Below are 26,368 nucleotides of genomic sequence, written 5' to 3'. Positions count from 1 at the left end.
TTTTCCAAGTGGGGCTTATAATTCCATATTGGGTAATCAGGTTCAATGCTGACGCTTTCGGTCAGCATCCTGACATTCGCTTTGACGCGAATCGTCAGGACTCCCCCCCGCGCTACTAAATAAGCAGCAGTCCGCTGCTTTTTTTGTATCACTATTTTTCCAAGTGGGGCTTATAATTCCATATTGGGTAATCAGGTTCAATGCTGACGCTTTCGGTCAGCATCCTGACATTCGCTTTGACGCGAATCGTCAGGACTCCCCCCCGCGCTACTAAATAAGCAGCAGTCCGCTGCTTTTTTTGTATCACTATTTTTCCAAGTGGGGCTTATAATTCCATATTGGGTAATCAGGTTCAATGCTGACGCTTTCGGTCAGCATCCTGACATTCGCTTTGACGCGAATCGTCAGGACTCCCCCCCGCGCTACTAAATAAGCAGCAGTCCGCTGCTTTTTTTGTATCACTATTTTTCCAAGTGGGGCTTATAATTCCATATTGGGTAATCAGGTTCAATGCTGACGCTTTCGGTCAGCATCCTGACATTCGCTTTGACGCGAATCGTCAGGACTCCCACCCGCGCTACAAAGATTAAGGCAGCAGTCTGTTGCATTAAATATTCACGCTTGCCAAAAGCCCTGCCCAGATTTAGTATCGGTGCAGGGCTTTTTCGTTATATATTGCGTGCCTTAATCCGTATTCCATGCTGCCTAACGTAAACCCAACTGAAACGCAATCGTGGCGAAACCTGGAGATCCACTTTCTTTCTATGCAGGCCACGCACATGCGCGATCTGTTCAGCGAAGACCCCGAAAGGTTTGAAAAATTTCACCTCCAATTCAATGATATTCTTATTGATTACTCGAAAAATATTATTCTGGAAGAAACCCTTCAACTTTTAACCAGCCTGGCCCATGAGGTTGAGTTAACAGCTTCCATAGAAGCAATGTTTAAAGGCCTTAAGATTAATCAAACCGAAAACCGGCCTGTACTCCATGTGGCTTTACGCAACCGGTCGAATCATCCCGTGTTGGTAGAGGGTGTTGATGTAATGCCCGAAGTTAACCGGGTATTGGAACAGATGAAGGAATTCTCCACCGCTTTGCAGAATGGTTCGTGGAAAGGATACTCCGGCAAAGCCATTACCGATATTGTAAACATCGGTATCGGTGGCTCGGATCTCGGACCCTACATGGTCACGGAGGCACTTCGCCCCTATTGGTCTACCATCACACCGCATTTTGTTTCTAATGTTGACGGAACCCATATCGCGGAAGTGTTGAAAAAAGTAAACCCTGAAACAACACTTTTCATTATTGCTTCCAAAACATTTACAACACAAGAAACCATGACCAATGCCGAATCGGCCAGGCAATGGTTTATGGAGAAAACGGGGGGCAAGGGTGCGGTAGAGAAACACTTTGTTGCCGTATCGACCAATAAAAAAGCAGTAACTGAATTTGGCATTGACCCCGCCAACATGTTTGTATTTTGGGATTGGGTAGGCGGTCGCTATTCATTGTGGTCATCTATCGGGTTATCGATTTCTTGTACGATTGGTTACGACAACTTTGTTAAACTGCTGGAGGGGGCCCATGAAATGGATAATCATTTCCGCACGGAGACCTTCGAAAAAAATATCCCTGTAATACTCGGCTTGTTGAGCATATGGTACAACAATTTTTTCGGTGCCGCTTCAGAAGCTATACTTCCCTATGATCAGTACCTGCATCGCTTTGCTGCTTATTTTCAACAAGGCAACATGGAGAGTAACGGAAAATCAATCGATCGTGCAGGTCAGCCCGTTAATTACCAAACTGGGCCCATTATCTGGGGAGAGCCCGGCACAAATGGCCAGCACGCTTTTTACCAATTGATCCACCAAGGAACAAAATTAATCCCGTGCGATTTCATAGCCCCCGTACACACGCATAACGCAGTAGGCGATCACCATAATAAACTACTCTCCAATTACTTTGCACAAACAGAAGCACTCATGCGCGGAAAATCTGCTGAAGAAGTTGAAGTGGAGTTGCGTGAAGCCGGTTTTACCAACGACCAAGTTAAATTTCATTTACCCTACCGGGTGTTTGACGGAAACAAACCAACCAATAGTATTTTAGTTAAGCAAATAACACCGCACACTTTAGGTAGCCTCATTGCTATGTATGAGCATAAGATTTTTGTTCAAGGTGGTATTTGGAATATCTTCAGTTTCGACCAATGGGGTGTGGAACTTGGCAAGGCGTTGGCCAAGAAAATCCTTCCCGAATTAACATCCGAGGGAGCGATCGCCACGCATGACGCATCTACAAACGGCCTCATAAACCATTTCAAACGATTGAAATCCAGATAGCGGTTTAACGTGCAAAAAATCCATTTGAAGCACTATTTTTGAATGTTTTAGCATATTCAATGTCATCATCTATTCAACGAATTGGCGTATTTACCTCAGGAGGAGACGCACCCGGAATGAATGCCGCCATACGCGCAGTTGTGCGTACCGGAATTTTTCACAACAAAGAAGTTTTTGGGATCATGCAGGGATATGAGGGCATGATTGAAGGTGACGTTGTAAAACTTGGCGCCCGTTCAGTGGGCAACATACTGCAGCGCGGTGGAACCATTTTAAAAACAGCCCGAAGCGAAGAATTCAAAACAAAAGAAGGTAGAAAGAAAGCCTACGATGAGTTGCGCAAGGTAGGTATCGATGCATTGATTGCCATTGGCGGTGACGGTACGTTTACCGGTTTGCATGCTTTGTATAACGAATTCAAAATGCCTTCACTGTGTATACCGGGAACCATCGATAACGATATTGCAGGTACCGATTATACCATAGGCTTCGACACGGCAACCAATACTGCAGTGGAGGCGATCGATAAAATACGCGATACTGCCCTTTCGCATAACCGATTGTTTTTTATTGAAGTAATGGGTCGAAATTCAGGATACATTGCCTTGTACAGCGGTGTGGCGGGTGGCGCTGGCGCTATTATCATACCTGAAAGCGAAACTTCATTTGAACGTGTTTATGAATTGCTCACCGCTGGCGAAATAACCAATAAACGATCAAACCTTGTAGTGATCGCTGAGGGTTCAAAAATTGGCGGAGCCAACGAAATTGCCCGCAAGGTGGCAGAACGTACTTCGTACTTTGATATTAAAGTAACCATACTCGGCCACCTGCAGCGTGGCGGGTCACCTACATATTTCGATCGTGTGTTGGCCAGCAGAATGGGTGTTGCTGCCGTAGAAGGCGTACTGGCCGGGCAAACAGATGCCATGGTAGGTATTCGCGACAACAAAATTGTTTTTAATGCCTTTGATGCTGTTATGAACCGACCCCATGATATTGATCACGATATGATGCGGATCGCCAAAATACTTTCCATTTAAACCGGTACTGTCATGAAGGAGATTACCATCGGTATTGACATTGGAGGAACAAACACCAAGTTTGGTATTGTGGACCGTGCTGGAAATGTATTGTTTCAGGATCGGATTAAAACACAGGAACATGAAGAAGTTTTTGATCTGGTTAATGATTTGGCTAAGGCCATAAAAGAATCTATAACTAACCTGGGTAACGATTACTCGTTAGTGGGTATTGGTGTTGGTGCAGCAAACGGCAACTACTACAAAGGCACCATTGAACATGCCACTAACCTGAAATGGAAAGGAATTATTCCTTTGGCTGATATGCTTTCTAAACCCTTTGGAGTACCAACCCTGGTTACCAACGATGCCAATGCAGCCGCAGTGGGTGAAATGGTATACGGTGCAGCACGAAACATGAAAGATTTTGTTGTCATAACACTGGGAACGGGGTTAGGTAGTGGCTTTGTCTGCAATGGACAACTCATTAATGGCAAACATGGCATAGCCGGAGAACTCGGTCATACTACAGTGAATTATGCAGGCCGGTATTGTAATTGCGGAAAACGAGGTTGCCTTGAAACCTATGTTTCGGCTACGGGCATTAAGCGATCGGTATACAAACTTCTTGCCGATCACCTTGAGCCAAGCGAACTTCGGGGTATCAGCTTTGATAACCTGAACACAAAAATGATTACCGAGGCGGCAATCCGTGGAGACATTGTTGCCCGTGAAGCTTTTGAATATACAGGCCGAATACTCGGAACCAAGCTTGCCGAAACCGTTGTGCATACCGATCCCGAAGCAATTTTTTTATTTGGTGGCCTTTCGCTCGCAGGCGACCTGATCTTCAAGCCTACCATTAAACACATGGAGGCTAACCTGATGCCGGTGTTTAGAGGAAAAGTTAAAATTCTTCCCTCCGGACTTCAGAACCAGGCAGCACCAATTTTAGGGGCAAGCAGTCTGGTGTGGAATTACCTGGAGGAAAAAGGAAAGGTTCACGCCTGATATTTTTCATAACCGCCTACAACCACTCTCTGCGGTTGATCCTTCAACCCGATGGCAAAAGAAGCATTTAGTGCTTACCTTCACCCTTTCGATAGACAAGTTCATTTTTGTATTCTTATAAAAACTGATACCCACTTATGGTACCTATTTACCCCATGCAACATCAACAAGCCTTGAAAATGAATGGGGCTTTTATCCGCATTGATGTACAGGATTTTCAGAACATTTTAAGGAAAGCTGAAGGCCTTTTGGTGATCGAATCGAAAACAGGAATTTTTTCAAATACTTTCCTGTACCTGACTTCCTACAAAGGCTTTATCTGTTATTGCAAAACAAAAGAACAACTTGGAGTTCCGGGCAGTCACGAAAAAATATATGCCTCACAGGTAAGTCTCCCCCAAATGTAAATAGCTTCGAATATGGAAATTAACGAGTTAGAATCATCGCCAAAACTAAAAGCAAAACTGGAAGACTTTGGCATGAGCAAAACCTTTAAAGAAGGAGAAGTAATATTAAATGAAAACGCATACATCAAATCCATACCCATTGTAACCAAGGGAAGTATTCGGGTACTGCGAACCGATGAAGATGGTCGCGAAATTTTACTGTATTACATTAAGGCTGGCGAAAGTTGTATTATGTCGTTTTTGGGTGGCATGCACCAGGACACCAGCAAAGTAAAAGCCGTAGCCGAAGAAGAAACCGAAATACTTTTTATTCCGATTGATAAGGTAAGCCTGCTGATCAAAGAATATCCGGAATGGCTCGATTACATTTTCCGATTGTACCACAAGCGTTTTGAAGAATTGCTGGATGTGGTGAATGCCATTGCATTTAAAAAACTAGACGAACGGTTACTGGACTTCATTCATAAGAAAGTTGAGCTGGCTAAAAGCAACACCCTGAATATTACCCATGAACAATTAGCCAACGAGCTCGGTACAGCACGCGTGGTAGTTTCCCGGCTCTTAAAAAGAATGGAGGAAGAAGGATTGGTGACGTTGGGAAGGAATAAGATTACGGTTGCTTGATGATATATCTAAAATATATGCATTACATATAGCCAATTGTTGGCCGCAATGCCGTCAAAAAAAATTAGGCACATGGACAAATTAATAATTGGGACAATTTTCATTCTGACAATTCAACAAGCGACATCTCAACAGATAGTAGCGGACAATATAAAATCGACTCGACAACTTTATTTTTCAGTTGACACTGTTCAAACTAAGTATAAGTACAACCCTACTCTTAGAATAAATTGGATGGATTCAATTATCGAACTCGATTACACAACCAGAATAAAGTACGACTTAGATGAAGCTAGAAAATTTAGACGAGACTCGTCATATATTCCTTCGACATCGGACACAATTAACATGAACAAGTTACGGACGACAGGAGCGCAAAATTGCCATAGTTACGCTTTGGACAAGTTTTTCAGTAGCACTCAAATTGACAATTTATTATTTACAAAGTGGACATCATTAAAGGAGAATAGATACATGAATAGTATCCTTGCGACTTCCTTCATAAAAACAAAATCATTTGAGGTTAAGAAAAAGAAATGCGCAGAGTGTTCCTTTTGACAAAGGAACAATAGTTGTTTTTCGCAACAAATGGGACTCACCTATTCATACAGTTTACTTTGACGGACAATTTTTTCACTCAAAATATGGAGCTTGGCCAGCAAAAGCTGAGGAAAAGGTGGACTTCATTTTAAAAAAATATTGGGACTCGACAAAAATTGAGGAGTACAAACTGGACAATAAAAAAATAACGGACTTTATAAACAGGAAAATAGAAAAGAGTTGAGTAACGGCACAGCGGCCAACAGTGTGTTTGCGCTATGGCCGGGTTCGGTGTAGCATTAACTTCTCGGTTTCATTATATACATTTGTCACAGGCGACAGGTCGCAACTGGTCGGGCTTGACATTCCGCTTCGCTCCATTTTCAAGCCCTCCTATTCCGGCCACATCGCAAACACCCACGTTACTCCACCTTTACCTTCAAATTCTCGCCTAGTAATTTAAACTGTGCAACCCACTCTGGTTTTTCAGAACCATTTTCTTTGGAAATTTCGAAATACAGGTTTTGACTTTTATAGAGAATGGGTTCCAGTTTGAATTTTTGCAGCAGTGGAAACACCCTGTTCAACCGCTCAATGCGTTTTACGTTACTTCGCTCGGCACTGATGCGCTTGAGTTCTTTATAAATACTCTCCCCTGCCAGGCGTTCAATTTTATCCGGGTCTTCAATGGTTAGTTCCCATTTCACCATTTCGCCCATAATGCGCTCAATCTCTTTTACATTGATTTTTTCCGGCTGAAATGAATTCACCAGGTCGGCATTAAGAATGTATTCAAACGTAGTGGTGTACGCACGCGGTATCGGTATATCGTTGTTTGATAAAGCATTCACGAGCGGATAATCGCGGTTATATACCCTGCGCAACGATTCCTCCAACTCGCGCATACTTTGCTGGGTAATCATATCCAGCACCTTGCGCTTTTCATCCTTGAACAATTGCCACAAGGTATATTTATCCGGGCCAAAGTAGGTCTGCATGTATCCCAATACATCGCCCAACCGGCCTTCATCGAAGGCGGTTCCTACCCGAAACTTCATGTTCTCAAAATCAACCGGATCCATATCCAGTGCCAGGTTGCCAATAATATTATGCTTGCCCATATATACCACGGCAAATGCCATTCGCCTTTCGGAGCGGGTTACGTTGGACTGTACTCGTGTTATGCCGAGCGTTAGTATTTGCTCTCCGGCCTCCTTGCGCAAAAAGAATTCGTTGGCCGTAGTGTAATTAAATACCGGTGTCTCCTCAGGATCATCTTCAAACAACGAGGCCACTGCATAGTGCATGCCCACTCGTTGAAGGTTGGTTTTAGAGGGCAATACATAACGCCTGTACACATTGCCTGCATTGCCCAACGATTCAATATTGCTTGGTGCTTTTTCAAGTTTCCGGATAAATTCCTCTTCAAAATCAGCCCCGGCTGTTTGATGCAACAGTTGAATGGCACGACACGCATACTGCAATATCTGAATGGTTTCAATTCCTGATATCTCGTCAAAAAACCATCCGCAACTCGTGTACATGAGCAAGGCATTACGTTGCATTTCCATCAGCCGGAAGACTTTATTCTGCTCTACATCTTTAGCGCAATGATCCTTTAAAAACCTGCGTATGTTTTCATCGTTGCGCTTCAGGATCACATTAATGTATTCATCCCGGGCCTTCCAGGGGTCTTTCAATACATCAGCCGCCTTTGACTCATAAATTTTAATCAACTCATCGCGTAACCAATCCAGGGCTTCACGCAGAGGCTGTCGCCACTTTTGGCTCCAGGTGGGGTTACCTCCTGTGCTACAACCGCAGTCACTGCGCCACCGCTCTACCCCGTGCGCACAACTCCACGAACTGTTTTCATGGATTTGCACCTCATACAACGGAGGGAATCGTTCCAAAAACTGACCATAGTTCATCAGGTGATTGTGCTTGAGCCGGTGGATATGGTCCAGGCAAAACGCCAACGCCATATCGCCATGTTTGTGGTGGTGCCCGTACGACTCGCCATCGGTAGCAATGTGAACCAATTGCGGTTCGGCATCATCCTTATCGAAAGCGTTTCGCAACCGGTGGGAGAATTTTTCGCCATCGTTCAGCAAACCATTAAAGGCTACGCCCTGCGCAATGTCACCATCATAAAAAAATACGGAGATGCTTTTACCTGAAGGAAGGTTAACCTGGTATGCCTTTCGCGGATTGATGCCCGTACCGTTCAATTCATCCCAACGTTCATCTCCAACTCTTCGGAAAGCTTTTGCCTGCCGGGGTGCCAGTATGGTAAACTTAATATTATAATCAGCCAACGCTTCAAGGGTTGGCGTGTCAACCGCGGTTTCGGCTAACCACATACCTTCAGGCGATCGGCCAAAGCGATGTTCAAAATCGCGGATGCCCCAAACAATTTGTGTGCGTTTATCGCGCTCATTGGCCAGGGGCATAATCATGTGATTATATACTTGTGCCAGTGCGGAACCGTGTCCATTGAATGTTTTGATACTCTCCTTATCGGCCTGCAGGATGGCCTCGTAGGTTTCGCGGTCATACTCTTCCATCCACGAGAGCAACGTGGGGCCAAAGTTGAAACTTATGCGACTGTAGTTGTTAACAATATTTTTGATTACGCCACCTTCTAAAATCCGCGAGGCAGCATTGGGCGCATAACACTCAGCCGAAATGCGTTCGTTCCAATCGTGGTACGGATGGGCGGAGTCCTGGACTTCAATTACTTCAAGCCAGGCATTTTCGCGGGGTGGTTGATAAAAATGTCCGTGAATACAGATGTACTTCTCCATTTGTTCTGTCAATAGTCAATGATCAATGGTAATTGATGACTCATCCGTGATTGGTGACACTAAATGATTGCTTATTGTTAATTGCTAATTGTAATTACTCCAGTTCAAATTCTGCCTCTTCTTTTTCCAGTTTTAGCACGGATATACCCAACGGTGGCAGTGTAAGCGATAGGGAATAATCTTTTTGGTGGTATTTTATGGGAGAGGTAAACAATGCCCCCTGGTTTAACACACCGCTTCCGCCATACTTCATGTCATCGGAATTAAAAATTTCCCGCCACTGGCCCCGGTAAGGCACGCCTACCCGGTAATGGCTCCGTGTTTCGGGTGTGAAATTGCAGGTTACCAACAATAAATCTTCTTTCTTATCGGATTTGCGCTGGTAAATAATTACGCTATTCTGATGGTCGGAGTAATCTACCCATTCAAACCCACGGTCGTCAAAAGCATAATGATAAAGCGCGGCCTCTGTTTTATACAACGCGTTCAAATCTTTCATTAACTGGTAAACACCCTGATGATTAGGATATTGCAACAAGTGCCAGTCCAGGCTCTGGTCATGGTTCCACTCGGCCGATTGCCCAAACTCCCCGCCCATGAACAAAAGTTTTGTTCCAGGATGTGTATACATGTACGAAAACATCAAGCGCAAATTGGCAAACCTCCGCCATTCATCACCGGGCATACGCCCTAACAATGAACCTTTACCATGCACCACTTCATCGTGCGATAATGGTAACATAAAGTTTTCAGTAAAGGCATACATGATGCTAAAGGTAATTTCATTCTGGTGGTACCTGCGATGGATCGGATCGTTCTTAAAATATTTTAGCGTGTCGTGCATCCAGCCCATCATCCACTTCTGTCCAAAACCGAGCCCGCCTAAATAGGTTGGTTTTGAAACCCCTGGCCATGCCGTTGATTCCTCGGCAAAGGTTACAATATCCGGAAATTGTGAATAGGCAACTTCATTAAACTCTTTCAGGAAAACAATGGACTCAATATTTTCGCGACCACCATATTGGTTCGGTATCCATTCACCTTCCTTACGGGAGTAATCCAGGTACAACATGCTGGCTACAGCATCTACACGAAGCCCGTCAATATGATAGCGGTCGAGCCAATACACAGCGTTGCTGATGAGGATGGAACGCACTTCGTTGCGGCCGTAATTAAAAATATAACTCTTCCAGTCGGGATGAAAACCCTTACGGGGATCGGAATGTTCGTACAGGTGTGTGCCGTCAAATTTATACAAGCCATGTTCATCGCCCGGAAAATGTGAAGGCACCCAATCAAGGATAACACCAATACCGGCCTGGTGGAGGCTATCGACTAAGTACATAAATTCTTCAGGAGAACCAAAGCGGCTTGATGGGGCAAAATAACCGGTGATCTGATAGCCCCACGATCCAAAGAACGGATGCTCCATAATGGGCAGGAACTCTACATGTGTAAAACCAAGATCAGTAACATACGCCACCAACTCATCGGCCATTTCGCGGTAGCTCAATGAGCGGTTTCCGTCTTCGAACTTTCTTCTCCACGAGCCAAAGTGCACTTCATAAACCGAATAGGGTTTCGGCTTACCGGTTTCAGATTTCCGCTTGTCAAGCCATTTAGCATCTTTCCATTTATAGTCAGTGTCCCAAATAATAGAAGCTGTTTTGGGTGGTGTTTCAGCGAACATGGCAAAGGGATCAGCCTTCTCCAGAAAATCACCTGTATTGGAGTGGACAGCATACTTGTAGGCCTCACCACTATGTACACCGGGAAAGAAACCTTCCCATATTCCGGATTCATCCCACCGCGGAGAAAGTTTATGGCTTTCGCTATTCCAGTAATTAAAGTTTCCAATCACAGAGACAGCTCGGGCATTGGGTGCCCACACGGCAAAGTAGGTTCCTTTCTTACCGTTAAAATCAACCGGAAAAGACCCCATTTTTTCATAGAGCTTAAAATGCTTGCCGGTTTTAAACAGGTGTATGTCAAAATCTGTAAACCGGGTGTAAACATCTGCGGCAATACTTGCTTCGGATGATATTTTTTTCTTTTTACCCATAGTAATCGTCATTGGTCATTGATCAGTTGTCATTGGTGAAATCTCTGTATTCCTCAGAAGGCTCAGAAACTCTTCCAATTGAATGAATATATTTGTTAGCATTTTTCCAAGTAGCGAAATATCCACAATCAATTTATTTTACCTTCTTGTACACATTTAATTCCTCAAGTTCGATAAATCTAATTGATGACCAATGACTGATTACTTCTTCCCCTTTTTCTTACTTTCCCGTTCTTCTTTAGCCTGCATGTACCGGTTCATGTGATAACTGATTCCACGCAGCGGAATAACAACCCAATCCGGGCGGCCGTTTAATTCATAACCCAGTTCATAAATTGCTTTTTCAATCAGGAACGTCCTGATAAGCACTTCATTCTCGTACGAAAGTTCTTTACCAAGGCCCAAACGCTCCAGGTACGCACCAAAATAAAAGCGACTTACATAATGCTGCCACTGCTCGGCCCACGACTCCAAAAATTCCATGTCACGGTCGCGGTAATTTTCATTCAGTAAAATTTTTCCAAAAGCTGCATACTGAAATGAACGCATCATGCCCGCAACATCCTTCAGCGGGTTTTTCTTTAACCTGCGCTCGCTGAAAGAGAAACCTGGTTCGCCCTCAAAGTCTATAATCACAAAGTCCTTACCGGTAAACAGCACCTGCCCCAAATGATAATCGCCATGGATGCGTGTTTTCATTGCATTAATACGTACTTCATAAATTTCCTTGAAGCACTCAAGCACCTCATTTTCCATAGCCAACACTTTCATGGCCAGCTCGCGAACTTCAGGATCAAGCTTTGCCAGCGATGACTCCAATAAATTAAACCTATCGCGCACGAGCTTGCGTAGCGAAGAATACAATGATCGTTGATAATTGGCCGTGAATGGCTCAGGTGCAAAAGCAGGATTGCTTTGATCGGAAGCCAAAGCCAGGTGCATTTCGGCCGTTCGCTGCCCCAGGCGCACTACACGTTCATAAAAACCACGCCCTATAAATTCCTGTATGAGTTCAGGGGCTTCTTCAAAGGCAATGCTTGATTTATTGATAAGCTTGGGCAATTTCTCTTTTTTAGCTTTTGTGATTACACGTTCATAAAACCGCCCTACCGAATCTATGGTCATGCTCCACGCCTCGCCCTGGTTCTCCACTTTCTCCTGCAACAGGCCAAATACAATAACACGATCTTCGTCATCTTTAAATTCAATACTGCCCGCATATTTAGGGCTATTGGTAAAGCTTGTATTTTCAGAAAGAAAGCGGACAATTTCCAGGTCTGGATTGATTTCACGCTCCAGCTTGCGATAGAATTTAAAAAAGTACTTTTCGTTATAAATGATGGCCGTGTTGCTTTGGTCGGCCTTCAGCACTTTTGAGTCTACTGCTCCGTCTATGCTGATCTTATTAAATACACTTGAGTTGAACTCCAGCACACCATCGTCAAATTTTATGCGCGCTTTTTTGTCCATGTTAATCAGCAAGTGGTCGCGGAATAGTTTATCATAGCTGCTGTCCATCACAAAGCCCACCTCGTCCTGAATTTCAGCACGGCAGATCACACTTTGAGCATGGTACTCCACCCGGTCAATAACGGTATCTGCCGGGGCAAACGTAAGCGGGATGAAATATAACTCGGGCAAACGCTGTACGTAATGCACTTCCACCAGGGTAAGGTAGTGAGTTTGACCGCTCACTTTGAGGGGTATCATTTTTTCGATACCCATTTTGCTGATGACTTTAGCTTTACCGCCAAACCACCGGCACTTTTTCATAAAGGGAGGAAGTATTTTCCGTTCGAACTGGCGCTTCTCATTATAGGAATTAAAAACCTTCTCCCATGAAAGATCCGTTGCGAAGAGTGGAAGTTCACCGCTGGTTTCGGGTTTGGTTTTCTTGTCAACCGTATCCAATTGTAACCAATAGTAACCATAAGCACCTATGGTTATTGAATACTGACCTTCACCAACGTTCATAAACCGGTTTTGGCTGAACACTTCGGTTACATCACAATCTTTAAATTCGGTTAGGTTAAGCGTTGTGAATTGCGAAAACTGCGACAGGTTGGCCACCAAAATTATGCGTTGCTTTTCATACGAGCGCAAAAAACAAAGCACTTTACTATTGGTGCTTTCAATGAATTTCATTTCACCCCGACCAAAAACGTTCAGGCGTTTGCGCATGGCAATCACCTGCCGCACCCACCACAGCAACGAAGATGGGTTTTCATCCTGTGTGGCCACATTTACAGACTCGTACCGGTAAATCGGATCGGTGATAACCGGCAGGTAAAGCTTTTGCGGGTTAGCGTTTGAAAACCCTGCATTAACGTTCATACTCCATTGCATGGGTGTACGCACGCCAAAGCGGTCGCCTAAATAAATGTTATCGCCCATGCCAATTTCATCGCCATAATACAATACGGGTGATCCGGGCAATGAAAGCAAAATGGTGTGGAGCAATTCAATCTTTTTACGATCGTTGTTCAACAGCGGTGCCAACCGCCTGCGGATACCCAGGTTGTACTTGGTGTGCGGATCGTTGGCGTAGGCTTTAAACAGGTAATCCTTTTCCTCTTCGGTTACCATCTCCAACCCCAGTTCATCGTGGTTACGCAAGAACAACGCCCACTGACTATTTGGGGGCGTATCGGGTGTTTGCTCCAGGATATCTACAATAGGATAGCTATCTTCCGTTCGCAACCCCAGGAAAAGCCGTGGCATTAACGGATAATTAAAATTCATGTGGCACTCTTGCCCATCGCCAAAATACGAGGCCGCATCTTCAGGCCAGAGGTTAGCCTCCGAAATCAAAATCCTGTTTTTGTAATGCTTGTCGATGTGCGCGCGTATGCGCCTTAAAAAGGTATGCGTTTGCGGAAGGTTTTCACAACTGGTCCCCTCTTCCTCAAACAAAAAAGGTGCAGAAGGTAACCGGAATCCGTCAACACCCATTTTCATCCAAAAGTCGATGACCTTGATCATCTCCATTTGCACTTCGGGGTTATCGTAATTTAATTCTGGCTGATGACGATAAAAGCGGTGCCAGTAATATGCTTTGGCTTCCGGATCCCACGTCCAGTTGGAAGATTCATCATCCTGTACAATAAGCCGGGCTTCTTTGTATTTATCAGGTGTATCGCTCCATACATAAAATTCGCGGTAGCGTGAGCCGGCTTTAGCTTTGCGTGCACGCTTAAACCACGGATGCTGGTCGGAAGTATGGTTAAGGACAAGTTCAGTGATAACCCGGATACCACGCGCATGGGCTTCTTTTAAAAATGATTTAAAATCAGACAGGGTACCATAGTCGGGATGGATTTCATAATGGTCGGTAACATCGTAACCGTCATCCTTTAATGGTGAAGGGTAAAATGGCAAAAGCCAGAGGGTGTTAACACCCAGGTCTTCCAGGTAATCAAGTTTCTGCACCAACCCGTTAAAGTCGCCAATACCATCGTTGTTACTATCGTAAAATGCACGTACCGATACCTCGTAAAAAATGGCATCTTTAAACCATAGCGATTCATTAATTTTTGGTGCACTCATCTTACATAAAGGATTCGTGTATATCTACTTTAAATAAATGAAATGGGATTTTATGCGGGTTCAATTCCACATAATTCCACTCCTGCGTCCAGGTGTAGTGTTCATCGGTCATCAGGTCGTGCAACTTTGCATTAATCTTGCCCCGCATGTTTAATAAGTGAGTGGGAAGTTGCACATAACCATGCTGCGTATTGTGCTGATCGAGGTTAACGATCACCAGAATAATACTCTTAAGGTCATCTGTAAATTTGAGGTACGCCAACATGGCATCATTTGCAATTGAACAGAAATGGAGGTTCCAGGTTGATTGCAAGGCAGCATGTTCTTTTCGTGCCTTGTTTACAATAGAAATAATGTCCGTCATTCGATTGGTGCGCCTCCAGTTGTACTGCCTGATTTCATACTTCTCCGAATCCATGTACTCTTCTTTACCGGGCACGGGGTTGTTCTCATAAAATTCGTACGGTGGACCATAAATTCCGTAATTCGATGAAAGTGTGGCAGCCAATGCCAGGCGAATTATAAACATGTTTTCGCCCTGGTGCTGGAGGTGGTAAGGAAGTATGTCGGGCGTGTTAGGCCAGAAGTTAGGCCTGAAATAATTGCGCGATGGCCCATAGACCAATTCATTCATGTAATCAGTCAACTCCTGCTTACTAACCCGCCAGGTAAAGTAAGTGTACGATTGCGTAAAACCCGATTTAGCCAACGAAGCCATAATGCGTGGCCGGGTAAAAGCTTCCGACAGAAAGATAACATCCGGATAGTTTTTATGCACTTCATCAATGGCCCACTCCCAGAAAGGAATTGGTTTGGTGTGCGGATTATCCACGCGAAAAATCATTACCCCTTGCTCCACCCAATACACGATAACCGATTTTAGTTCCTCCCACAAACCCTTCCAGTCATCGCCTTCAAAATTGAAAGGATAAATATCCTGGTATTTTTTGGGTGGGTTTTCTGCGTATTGAATTGAACCATCGGGGCGTTGTTTGAACCATTCCGGATGATCCTTGACATACGGATGGTCAGGTGCACATTGAAAAGCCAAGTCAAGCGCAATGTCAATCCCGATTTTTCTGGCCTCGGCAATTAGCCTTTTGTAATCGTCAAGTGTGCCCAGCTGTGGGTGTATCGCCTTGTGACCGCCCTCATCGCTACCAATGGCCCAGGGCGAACCCGGCTCACCTTCAGTTGCCCTTACGTTGTTGTTTTTTCCTTTACGGTTAATTTTTCCTATCGGGTGGATAGGCGGAAGATAGAGCACATCAAACCCCATGGCCGATACCCGCGGAAGCAATTTGATCACGTCTTTAAAAGTGCCGTGCTTGCCATCAGAAGCAGCCGAACGTGGGAACAATTCGTACCAGGTGCTGAACAACGCTTTTTTCGTTTCGACAATAACCGTTAATTCTTTTTTATAACGGCTTTCAAATTCACGAAGCGGATGACGGTGAACCAGGTCGCCAAACTCAGCGCTTTGAACATACTCAACATTCTCCAGATATTTTTTATCGTCCCTGAACCGGGTGGCCAATTGAGTGAGTTCTCTTTCCTTTTTACCGGCAACTTTCTCCAATAAAAGGGCACCCTCCAACAGTTCAAGTTTAACGTTAAGCATGGCCTTGGCCTTCTTTTTTAGTCCATCGTGCCATGTTTCTAAATGGTCTATCCAGGCTTCAACGGTAAAAATATAGTTAGTCTTTTCGGTGGTATAGAAAGATGCCTTCCAGGTATCATTTCCCAACTCGGTCATGGGTGTGCGTTGCCATTCCCTGGCGCCAGCCTTCTTATACAGTACGTCTGCCCGAACATGGTCATGACCATCGGCAAAAATATCGGCAGTAACATCCACCCGCTCACCAACAGTGCGTTTGGCCGGATAGCGTCCGCCATCAATTTCAGGTTGTACATTTTCAATTATTACCCTAACCTGGCCAGCAATTTTTTCTACGTTCATAATACTTATATGCTTATCTGCACACAACTTAAAATTCAAAAATAAATGCACTGAATGGAGGAAGATCAAGGGACAAGGTTAAATTGTCCAGTTGTTCACCTTCAGCGTTCCATAAAATTTCCTTTAGCGGGTACTCAGCTTGTTTATCCAGCGAAATCGTATTTGCCAATGCTTCGGGTATGGAAATTTTTATCCTGCGGGTTGACGTATTAAACGCGGCCACAATCAATAAGCGATGTTTATCATAATAACGAATGCAGGCAAAAACATCATCGTTAAAATTTCTGAGGTCAATGTTGTACGAGGTAATATCGGCATACTCGCCCAAAACAATAGCCGGATGTTTGCCTGCTAAATTTAATAACGATGAATAAAAATTTCTTAACCGATGTTGGTCATCACTTAATGAAGCCCCATCAAAAGCACCACCGTTCATCCACTTTTGGTGTTCAGGCACACCCCAGTAATCGAAAATTGTGGTTCGGCCATCATCACCCTGAAAACCTTCGGCCCCGGCACCGGGCTCCCCTACTTCCTGGCCAAAGTAGATCATGACCGGTGCCTGATCAATAGCCGCACTGATTACCATGGCCGGCATGGCCTTCCAGGGATTACCGGCAAAATATTTTGATGCGATGCGTTGCTCATCATGGTTCTCCAAAAAATGAAGCATCTGTGCATTGATACCCCTCAGGTCATTTTGGATCACCTCAATGTCTTTTGTACTCCGCTGGCCATTGACCAATAACCTAAGCGTATCGTACAATTGAACTTTATCATATAGGTAATCGAATCTTCCGGTGTGGATATAATTACGATACTGGTTTGGGTTATAGATTTCAGCGATGAAAACTATTTCAGGGTTAACCGCTTTTACCTGGGGAATAGCCCATTGCCAGAATTCCACGGGCACCATTTCGGCCATATCGCACCGAAACCCATCTACCTTTTTGTTTGCCCAGAAAACAAGTATGTCTTTCATCTTTACCCATGTATCGGGCACGGGGTTGAAGTGAGATTGCCTTCCGTTCTCTATGTCAACACCGTAGTTGAGTTTCACGGTTTCAAACCACTCATGCAGGCCGGGGCTTGCCGTGAATTGATCGTTACCCGTAACCTTTGCCGGGGTTTCTTCAAACTTACCATCCTTGGTTGGAAAATCATTATTCGGACCGAGTGGTTCATACTCCCTGGGCACCACAAAGGATTGGCCTGGTAAATAATAGAAGTTGTTGTCGGGTTTAAAGCGAACCCTCTTATCATCAAACTCGCCCAGGTCAACAACGCCTTTAGGTTTGGCATCGGATTTATAGGCACGTGCCACATGGTTGGGAACGAAATCGATCAATACTTTTAAACCATGCTTGTGGGTACGCTCTATCAATTGTTCAAATTCCTTCATCCTGTTGGGCACTGAAACGGCCAAGTCGGGATTAACATCATAATAGTCTTTAATAGCATAAGGCGACCCTGCCCTGCCCTTCACCACATCGGCATCGTCAAGCGGTATGCCGAATTGCGTGTAATCGGTAAGCACGGCATGCTCCAATACACCGGTATACCAAACATGGGTAATGCCCAATTCTTTAAGGGCCACTAACGCCCGGTCATTTATATCTGCAAACTTCCCTACACCATTTTCCAGAAGCGTTCCATACGGTTTGTTTACGGTTTCTTTGTTGCCAAACAACCGGGCCATTAGTTGATAAACAATAATCTTTCTGGGGGTTGTGTCCATGCCGGGTAAGGGTGGTTGTTCCTCTTTCTTTTGGCTGCACCCTGCTAATGCTAGTATGCCTAAAATAAGGGTAAATCGGTACATTCTGAAAGATAAGGAATGATATGAACCCGCTGCGCTGAGGAGGCACAAAATTTCATGCAAACGATTGCGATAAAATTTTACCGTAAACCAAAAAACCCTTTCAATTACCCTTAGAAAAAATGTCAATAAACAGATCGAACAAGTATATTTACTTTTAGTCGAAATCGAACCCTTATGTACCTCAACATTGACGCACAAAACCAAAACACATTTGATGCTATTGTAGTTGGCACTGGCATTAGTGGTGGCTGGGCCGCCAAAGAACTTACAGAGAAAGGTTTAAAAACCTTAGTGCTTGAACGCGGCCGCGATGTAAAGCACCCCGATTACCCAACGGCAACAAAAGACCCCTGGCAGTTGCCCTTTGCCGACAGGCCAACAGCCGAGGACCTGGAAAAGCAAGGCGTACAAAACCGAACCGGTTATACTGTGCGACAGTCCACCAAGCATTGGTTTGTCAACGACCTTGAAAATCCATATACGGAAAAAGAAGGAAAGCGCTTTGACTGGATGCGTGGCTACCATGTAGGTGGCCGATCTATTATGTGGGGACGGCAGAGTTACCGCTGGGCACCATTGGATTTTGAAGCTAATCTTAAAGAAGGAATAGCTATTGACTGGCCCGTTCGATACAAAGAAATCGAGCCGTGGTACGATTATGTGGAAACATTTGTAGGCGTTAGTGGCCAGCCTGAGGGGCTGGACATATTGCCGGATAGCAAATTCATTCAAGCCATGGAATTGAATTGCGTAGAGAAGGAATTGAAGAAATCCATGATGGAAAAATTCGGAAGGATACTTACCATTGGCCGTGTGGCCAACCTGGCCGGTCCCCTCGCCCATGATAAGAGCCCACAGCGCGGCACGTGCCAATACCGTAACCTTTGCAGTAGGGGTTGTCCGTATGGTGCATACTTTAGCAGCAATTCAGCAACACTACCGGCAGCCGCAGCAACCGGAAACATGACCCTGCGCGCCAACGCAATTGTTTATGAAGTGATTTATGATGAACAGAAGGGAAAAGCAACGGGTGTAAAAGTGCTGGATGCAGAAACCGGAGAACAAGTTGAATACTATGCCAAAGTAATTTTCCTTTGTGCATCAACCATGGGCTCTACGTTCATTTTAATGAATTCAAAATCTAAACGGTTCCCCAATGGCCTTGGCAACGACAGCGATCAATTAGGACGAAACATTATGGATCACCACTTGGGTGTTGGTGCAAGCGCAGAAGTTGAAGGCTTCGAAGATCAATACTACTATGGAAGAAGGGCCAACGGAATTTACATACCACGCTTCCGCAACATTGGCAAAGATAAGCGCGACTACCTGCGCGGCTTTGGCTACCAGGGCGGTGCCGGGCGCAGCGGATGGTCCAGGCTTGTTGCCGAAATGAGCATTGGTGAACAATTGAAGGAGGCCGTAACGACACCCGGTAAATGGAGCATAGGCATGGGTGGCTTTGGTGAAGTATTGCCCGACCCAACAAACCTCGTTACCATAAATCCGGATAAGAAGGATAAGTACGGATTACCCACCCTGCTGTTCGATACAGAATTTAAAGAGAATGATTTCAAAATGCGCAAAGACATGGCCAACGATGCCGCTGAAATGTTGGATGCGGCAGGTTTTAAGAATGTCCGCTCATACGACAATCCTTCTCAACACGGTCTTGGCTTAGGCATTCATGAAATGGGCACAGCACGTATGGGTAAAGACCCAAAAACTTCGGTACTGAACAAATGGAACCAGGTACATGCCTGCAAAAATGTTTTTGTTACTGATGGTTCCTTTATGACTTCCGCTTCGTGCGTTAACCCCTCGTTAACCTATATGGCCTTTACAGCACGTGCCGTGAATTATGCGGTGGAGGAATTCAAAAAGCAAAATCTTTAATCGATTGACCTATGAACAGACGAGAAGTAATTAAACGGACAGCATTATTGATGGGCGGTGTAGTTTCAACACCGGCCATTATGGGTATATTAAAAGGTTGTCAGGCAAAACCTGGTATTGACTGGACACCTGAATTTTTTACCGCTGATCAGGCCTTTGTAGTAACCGCAGTAGCCGAAATTATTATTCCCAAAACCGATACACCTGGCGCTAAAGAAGCTGGGGTGCCGGCCTTTATTGAGGAAATGGTTTATAAAGCCTACAAGCAAGCCGATCGGGAAAAGTTTATTGCTGCACTTGATGAGTTCACAAACTTTTCTGGCTTTCTTAAATTAGGCAGTGAAAAACAAAAAGAATATGTGCTTGAGGCACACCAAAAAGCAATAGAGGAAAAACCGGAACAACGGCCATTTGTTATGATGATGAAGGAGCTTACCATGCTCGGATTCTTCAGCAGTAAACCAGGGGCAACTGAAGTACTGCGCTATGAAGCAGTGCCTGGATATTACAATGGCTGTATGCCTTTGAGTGAGGTTGGTAAGACCTGGGCTACTTAAACAGTTATCTCTTTAACTTGAAAGCCAGAACAGAATTGTTTCTGGCTTTTTTTGTTTGACTATGTACACGTTGTTGCGATGAGTATCGTTTATGTCAAAACAAACGTTTGCGTAATTTTTCTAATGAAATAAGAGGCACAGACATTATATTTAACGAGATTTTAATTGAATTGAAATGAGGCGAATTTTACTTTTTACACTGTTTTCAGCATCCGTATTTTCAGCAGTTGCTCAATTAGTCATATTAAGCCCTTGCCAAAGTCCATCGCCCGACCAAGAAGTTACCATTACATTTGATGCCTCCGGTACTTCGCTGGAGGGAGAAACCAAGGTATATGCCCATGCTGGTGTTGTTATTAATAATACAAACACGCCTACTGGTGGTGACTGGACTGCCGTTAAAGGCAGTTGGGGTCAGGATAATGGTGTGGGGCTGATGACTCAGGTTCCGGGACAACCTAATAAGTGGACACTTGTACTTGGGCCAACGCTGCGGAGCTATTTCAACACACTTTCCCCGGCTAATGCTCCTATCTATTGGCTAGCCGTAGTTTTTCGAAATGCAAATGGTTCAAAACAAACATCTCCCGACATTTTTATTCGGTTAAATAAACCTATTGCGCTTACACAACCTCAACAACGAGAAATTTTTATTCCAGCCGGTAATGCAATACCCGTCTCTGCCTCCATATGCTCCACTGCATCTTCTATTAAAGTTTCTGTAAACGAAGGAAGTGGTTTTGTTGATATCGGATCTCCAGTATTAAATACAAATTCGATTTCCGTAAATTTCATCCCAACAGGATCCGGGCAAAAAATTGTTCGTGTTACTGCAACAATTGAAGGAACAGACCAATTTTTAGAGGAAACCCTAACGGTATTTAATCAACCACCGACAGTTATTCAAGCCTTGCCTGCAGGCGCTAAACGCGGAATAAATTACAATCCATCAAATCCATCAAGTGTTACACTCGTATTAGAAACACCATTAGAAAAAAACTTTGTATATGTAGCCGGGGATTTTAACAATTGGCAAGCTAACGATGCATACTTTATGAAAAAGACACCGGATGCCAAATTCTTTTGGCTTACGCTAAATGGGCTTACACCGGGTCAACAATATGTGTTTCAGTATTGGGTTGATGGTAACGTTAAAATCGGAGATCCTTATGCGGAAAAAGTGGCCGATCCATGGAATGACCCCTTTATTCCTAATAGCACGTACCCCAATCTGCCAATTTATACCAAAACAGAGTACGGTATTGCCAGCGTTCTTCAAACCAACCAAACTGCTTATACCTGGTCACCCAATGAAATGACGTGGCAAGCACCCCCTAAGGACCAACTGATTATTTACGAATTATTACTTCGCGATTTTATTGGTACACGGAAATACCGCGACCTTGCCGACAGCTTATCGTACCTGAAAAAGCTGGGAATAAATGCAATTGAGTTAATGCCTATCATGGAATTTGAAGGTAACTTAAGTTGGGGGTACAACCCCTCCTATTTTTTTGCACCTGACAAATTTTATGGAACCAAAAATGATTTAAAGTATCTGGTAGACAAGGCCCATCAGGAAGGTATTGCTATTATCCTTGATATTGCACTTAATCATGCTTTTGGACAATGTCCTTTGGTTCAGCTCTATTCCAATGGCGGCCAGCCCGCTGAAAATAATCCATGGTTCAATGTTGTGGCACGCCATCCGTTTAATGTTGGGTACGATTTCAATCATGAAAGTATTTACACACAACAGTTTGCCGATAGTGTTATCCGGTTTTGGATTGAGGAATACCACATTGATGGTTATCGCTTCGATCTGTCAAAAGGCTTTACACAACGATTTTCAAGTAATGTAAGTGAATGGAATGTCTATGACCAAAGCCGGATTGATATCTGGAAAAGGATTTCTTCAAAGATTTGGAGCTACAAACCCAATGCATATATAATTCTCGAGCACTTTGGCGGAGACGCAGAGGAAAATGTCCTGGCCAATGAAGGGATGTTACTATGGAGAAGGCTGGACGAGCAATACGCAGCTTTACTAAAAGGTAACACCAGCACGGTTATATCCGGTGCTGATTCCAGAACACGGGTTACCTACATGGAAAGCCACGATGAAGAAAGACTTGCATACGAACTCCGAACTTCCGGCCAACAAACTGGCGGATACAATATTCGTTCGGTAAAAACTATGCTGGACAGGATAAAACTTGGTGCTGCGTTCTTCTATACTCTTCCGGGGCCAAAAATGTTATGGCAATTTCAGGAACTTGGATACGACAAGAGCATTAATACGTGCACAAACGGCACAATCTTACCCTCTTGTCGGTTGGATAATAGACCGCTTCCATGGGGTACGGCTGGATTGGGTTACTACGAGAATGCCGATCGTCAACGCTTGTACAAAGCCATGAGCGCTATTTTTAAATTAGTCAATACCAATCGTTCAGTTTTTACAAGCGGAACTATACTTTGGCAACAGAGTGGTGATACCCGAAGGATAAACATTACACATCCATCCATGGATGTTGCCATCCTTGGAAATTTTTCTACTTCTGCACGAAGTGCTAGTGCAAACTTTAGCAAAACCGGAACGTGGTATGATTATTTTAGTGGGTTACCATATGAGGTCACCGATCGTCAGCAGCAAATTTCATTAAGCCCCGGTACATTTTATATTTTCACCACCGTTCAGCAACCCACACCAGAACCTGAATTGATAGTTGGTTTGGAGGAACCTGCCTTATACAACAAAACCATACAGGTTTTTCCAAACCCGGCCAATGGGCGAGTATTTGTTACCGCAGATGAAACAATACCAGGACCGGTAATAATTAAATTGTACAACCCTAACGGCCAGCTCGTTTACAAAAAACAAATGGAAGGATTTGCTATTGAAGAAATTGAGACCAATCAATACCCTTCAGGACTATACTTGCTTCGTATAAACACAGCTCGCGGTTTTATAACCAGGAAACTTGTTATTGCTGACAACTAACTGATAATTATACTTAAATGCTTGAAGCCCTGGCTTATAGCCTCTATTTGCGGCTTGGTAAAATATTCCTGTTCCAGAAAGAAATGCTTCATACCGGATTGGTCGGCTGCGGCAAATATCGATTTATAGTCAATTGAGCCTGAGCCTACATCGGTTTGCAATTTTCGATCGGTTTTGTCCATATCTTTTACATGCCAAAGGTGTATCCTGCCTTTGTTCTTACGGAATAACTCCAGCGCATCAACCTCTGCAAAAGTACTCCAGTAAATATCCAGTTCGAGAATTATAGAAGGATCCATTCCCGCAACCATCACGGTATAAGGTACCTCCCCATCAACCGGAATAAACTCAAACTCGTGGTTATGATAACCCAATGTTATGCCCGCTTTCCGACATGTTTCATTTGCGTTATTCATTAAATCAATAACGCGCTTGTAACCGTCCATTGTTTTACGCTCCTCCGGATGAAGCCAGGCTATAACCATATACTGTTGCCCGGCTTTTGCTGCATCATCAACCGCTCGTTCCCATTCATTAACCAGGGTACCCTTCATAGTGGGGAAAGCCTGCCCGGTCATGTAATGTCCGCTTACAATTTTCAAGCCCAGGTCCGAAGCCATAGCCTTAAATTCTGCGTAGGGCATATTAAAAACCTTTCCATCATTATGCCCATACAACTCCAACTCCTTAAATCCAATCTTAGCTACTTGTTGCAACGTTCCTTTAACATCCTTCAGTATTATATCCTTCAAGGTATAAAGCTGAATACCAATGGGTTTTTCATGGGCAGGTGTTTTACAACTGATTAAAGACGGAAGCAAAATTCCACCTGTAGCAGCAAAAGCAGATTGTTGAATAAAAGTTCTCCGTTTCATGTGTTTATAGTTATCGCGTTCTAATCCATTCATACGCCTCATCCTCATCGGAAAAAACGGCCAGTTGAACACCGTGCGCAGCAAACTTTTCCTCAGCATTCAACTTGAATTTCTCCATCGGGTAATCGGCAAAAAGATCATCCCCTAAGATGACACCATGATATTTTACACCTGCTTTTACAAAAAGCAGGTCGTCCCAAACCTGAACAAACCAATCTTCTGTTTCCTGATCTACTTCACCCAACATTTGGGTGTCGGCCAGCCAGGCCAGGTTATCATAGGCTTTGGCCAATTCAATGTAGCGCTGTTGAATGGCTATTAAGTTACTTCGAAAAACCTCACCCGAAGGCTCGGTTTTCCAACGGTGCTTCAAAACAGGCAAGGCATCATCCAGTTCACAAATGACATACTCGTTTTCAAACACCGGGTGAACCATGTTTATTTAATTATTTTCTTTCTTCACCATCCAGCGAAAGGACATAAATCGCCATTTTCTCAGCATCTTCCTGCTTCATGTCAGGATGACCATTCATGGGCACCTCACCCCAAACGCCACTGCCACCTTCAATAATTCGTTTGGCCAGGTATTTAATGTTCGCATCGGTGAACTCATACTTCTCGGCAACTTCTTTGTGGGCAGGCCCAATTATTTTATTGGTTGGATGATGGCAGGTTTTACAATCGGACTCATCCACCAGGATTTTACCGATGGCGGCCAATTGGTTGGTGGAGAGTTGAACGGGCTCATCCTGGGCTTGATCTGTAGTTTTATTTCCGCCACAAGATGCTAACCCGGAAATAAATAGTGCCATCACCAAAATTTTCTTTGTCATATGCCTAATATTTTTTTATTCAATTTAACATCAGTTCCAACCGAAGCAAAATCATCAAAGGTTTTATCCGTTACCCTTATTATATGTTCCCGAATAAAGGGTGCACCTTCCTTTGCTCCCTGCTCCGGATGCTTTATACAGCACTCCCACTCCAACACAGCCCAACCATCATAATTGTACTGTGCCAGTTTAGAAAAAATGCCTTTGAAATCAACCTGGCCATCGCCCAATGAACGGAAGCGCCCAGGACGGTTTATCCAATCCTGAAAACCACCATAAACACCACTTTTACCGGTAGCATTAAATTCTGCATCCTTTACATGGAACATTTTTATGTAGGGATGATAGAAATCAATGTACTGAAGGTAATCAAGTTGTTGAAGCACAAAGTGGCTGGGATCGAAAAGCAAATTCGCACGCGGATGGTTGCCCGTTTCGTTCAGGAATCGTTCAAACGTTATACCATCGTGTAGGTCTTCACCCGGGTGGATTTCGTAACATACATCTACACCGGCTTTATCAAAAGCATTGAGTATTGGCAACCAACGTTTTGCCAACTCTTTAAATCCAGCTTCTACTAATCCGGCCGGACGTTGCGGCCAAGGGTACACCGTATGCCAGAGCAGGGCACCCGAAAATGTAGCATGCGCTTTTAACCCAAGGTTTTTACTTGCTTTTGCTGCTAACTTCAATTGGTCAACAGCCCATGCTGTTCGTGCTTTATAGTTGCCTTTAATGTTTTTGGGTGCAAAGCCATCGAACATCACATCATATGCCGGATGCACCGCAACCAGTTGGCCCTGCAGGTGCGTACTTAGTTCTGTAATTTGCACACCGCAATCTTCAATCATCTCTCGGTACTCATCAGCATATGTTTTGCTTTCGGCCACGCGTTTCAGGTCAATGCAACGTTCATCCCACGTAGGTATTTGCACGCCAACATACCCCAACGATGCAGCCCATTTGCAAATAGACTTCATATCATCAAACGGTGGTTCGGCACCCATAAACTGGGCAAGAAAAATAGCTGGTCCTTTAATGTTCTTCATCT

18 protein-coding genes are annotated in these 26,368 nt (G+C 44.2%); 9 read left to right on the top strand and 9 right to left on the bottom strand.

Annotated elements, in window-relative coordinates; translation table 11 throughout:
• Positions 1–698: 698 nt before the first annotated feature.
• The 6 genes from pgi to KIT51_09505 all read left to right on the top strand — a co-directional run bounded on the left by pgi (position 699) and on the right by KIT51_09505 (position 6,199).
• Positions 699–2,351 carry a glucose-6-phosphate isomerase gene (gene pgi / locus KIT51_09530; protein UYN85143.1) on the top strand — a complete coding sequence of 551 codons (1,653 nt, stop codon included), beginning with the start codon at positions 699–701 and terminating at the stop codon, positions 2,349–2,351.
• A 59-nt stretch (positions 2,352–2,410) separates the two neighbouring features.
• A complete protein-coding gene (gene pfkA, locus KIT51_09525) occupies positions 2,411–3,394 on the top strand; it encodes a 6-phosphofructokinase (GenBank protein ID UYN85142.1) in 984 nt (327 codons plus the stop codon).
• Between the two features lie 12 nt (positions 3,395–3,406).
• Positions 3,407–4,384, top strand: coding sequence for an ROK family protein (locus KIT51_09520; GenBank protein ID UYN85141.1), 978 nt, complete (start codon positions 3,407–3,409; stop codon positions 4,382–4,384).
• 137 nt (positions 4,385–4,521) lie between these two features.
• The gene (locus KIT51_09515) at positions 4,522–4,791 is read left to right on the top strand and encodes a hypothetical protein (protein ID UYN85140.1); all 270 of its coding nucleotides are present in this window, start codon (positions 4,522–4,524) and stop codon (positions 4,789–4,791) included.
• Positions 4,792–4,803: 12 nt separating this feature from the next.
• Positions 4,804–5,415 carry a Crp/Fnr family transcriptional regulator gene (locus KIT51_09510; GenBank protein UYN85139.1) on the top strand — a complete coding sequence of 204 codons (612 nt, stop codon included), beginning with the start codon at positions 4,804–4,806 and terminating at the stop codon, positions 5,413–5,415.
• A 517-nt stretch (positions 5,416–5,932) separates the two neighbouring features.
• Positions 5,933–6,199 carry a hypothetical protein gene (locus KIT51_09505; protein ID UYN85138.1) on the top strand — a complete coding sequence of 89 codons (267 nt, stop codon included), beginning with the start codon at positions 5,933–5,935 and terminating at the stop codon, positions 6,197–6,199.
• Positions 6,200–6,377: 178 nt separating this feature from the next.
• On the opposite strand, the gene KIT51_09500 is transcribed toward KIT51_09505, so the two are convergent.
• The 5 genes from KIT51_09500 to KIT51_09480 form a co-directional block, all read right to left on the bottom strand.
• Positions 6,378–8,762, bottom strand: a complete 2,385-nt coding sequence (locus KIT51_09500; protein ID UYN85137.1) for a DUF3536 domain-containing protein — start codon at positions 8,760–8,762, stop codon at positions 6,378–6,380.
• 94 nt (positions 8,763–8,856) lie between these two features.
• Positions 8,857–10,836 (bottom strand): 1,4-alpha-glucan branching protein GlgB, encoded by a 1,980-nt coding sequence (gene glgB / locus KIT51_09495; GenBank protein ID UYN85136.1) that lies wholly within the window; start codon positions 10,834–10,836, stop codon positions 8,857–8,859.
• Positions 10,837–11,025: 189 nt separating this feature from the next.
• Positions 11,026–14,370, bottom strand: coding sequence for a maltose alpha-D-glucosyltransferase (treS, locus tag KIT51_09490; protein UYN85135.1), 3,345 nt, complete (start codon positions 14,368–14,370; stop codon positions 11,026–11,028).
• A 1-nt stretch (position 14,371) separates the two neighbouring features.
• Positions 14,372–16,330, bottom strand: a complete 1,959-nt coding sequence (locus tag KIT51_09485; protein UYN85134.1) for an alpha-1,4-glucan--maltose-1-phosphate maltosyltransferase — start codon at positions 16,328–16,330, stop codon at positions 14,372–14,374.
• A gap of 28 nt (positions 16,331–16,358) precedes the next feature.
• On the bottom strand, positions 16,359–18,068 hold the full coding sequence (locus tag KIT51_09480) for an alpha-amylase (GenBank protein UYN88548.1): 1,710 nt from the start codon (positions 18,066–18,068) through the stop codon (positions 16,359–16,361).
• Positions 18,069–18,326: 258 nt separating this feature from the next.
• Here KIT51_09480 and KIT51_09475 point away from each other — a divergent pair, with 258 nt between their 5' ends.
• The 3 genes from KIT51_09475 to KIT51_09465 all read left to right on the top strand — a co-directional run bounded on the left by KIT51_09475 (position 18,327) and on the right by KIT51_09465 (position 23,609).
• Positions 18,327–20,048: a GMC family oxidoreductase gene (locus tag KIT51_09475; protein ID UYN85133.1), complete on the top strand. Its 1,722-nt coding sequence runs from the start codon at positions 18,327–18,329 to the stop codon at positions 20,046–20,048.
• Between the two features lie 80 nt (positions 20,049–20,128).
• Positions 20,129–20,605, top strand: coding sequence for a gluconate 2-dehydrogenase subunit 3 family protein (locus tag KIT51_09470; GenBank protein UYN88547.1), 477 nt, complete (start codon positions 20,129–20,131; stop codon positions 20,603–20,605).
• 175 nt (positions 20,606–20,780) lie between these two features.
• Entirely contained in the window at positions 20,781–23,609 is a 2,829-nt protein-coding gene (locus tag KIT51_09465; protein ID UYN85132.1) for a T9SS type A sorting domain-containing protein, read from the top strand.
• Here KIT51_09465 and KIT51_09460 read toward each other — a convergent pair.
• From KIT51_09460 to KIT51_09445, 4 genes are read right to left on the bottom strand one after another with little or no spacing between them, the layout of a single operon-like run.
• Positions 23,606–24,484 carry a sugar phosphate isomerase/epimerase gene (locus KIT51_09460; protein UYN85131.1) on the bottom strand — a complete coding sequence of 293 codons (879 nt, stop codon included), beginning with the start codon at positions 24,482–24,484 and terminating at the stop codon, positions 23,606–23,608. The two genes, KIT51_09465 and KIT51_09460, sit on opposite strands and share 4 nt — an antisense overlap.
• Before the next feature lie 10 nt (positions 24,485–24,494).
• Complete coding sequence (locus KIT51_09455) at positions 24,495–24,920, bottom strand: hypothetical protein (GenBank protein UYN85130.1); 426 nt, start codon at positions 24,918–24,920, stop codon at positions 24,495–24,497.
• 10 nt (positions 24,921–24,930) lie between these two features.
• Positions 24,931–25,317: a cytochrome c class I gene (locus KIT51_09450; protein UYN85129.1), complete on the bottom strand. Its 387-nt coding sequence runs from the start codon at positions 25,315–25,317 to the stop codon at positions 24,931–24,933.
• Positions 25,314–26,366 carry a sugar phosphate isomerase/epimerase gene (locus KIT51_09445; protein UYN85128.1) on the bottom strand — a complete coding sequence of 351 codons (1,053 nt, stop codon included), beginning with the start codon at positions 26,364–26,366 and terminating at the stop codon, positions 25,314–25,316. Before KIT51_09445 ends, KIT51_09450 begins: the two co-directional genes overlap by 4 nt.
• Positions 26,367–26,368: the final 2 nt, after the last annotated feature.

It is taken from the genome of Cyclobacteriaceae bacterium (assembly GCA_025808415.1).
In the GTDB taxonomy this organism is placed as follows: domain Bacteria; phylum Bacteroidota; class Bacteroidia; order Cytophagales; family Cyclobacteriaceae; genus UBA2336.
The sequence above is the reverse complement of the archived record's forward strand: the minus strand, read 5'-3'. Positions and strand labels throughout refer to the sequence as shown.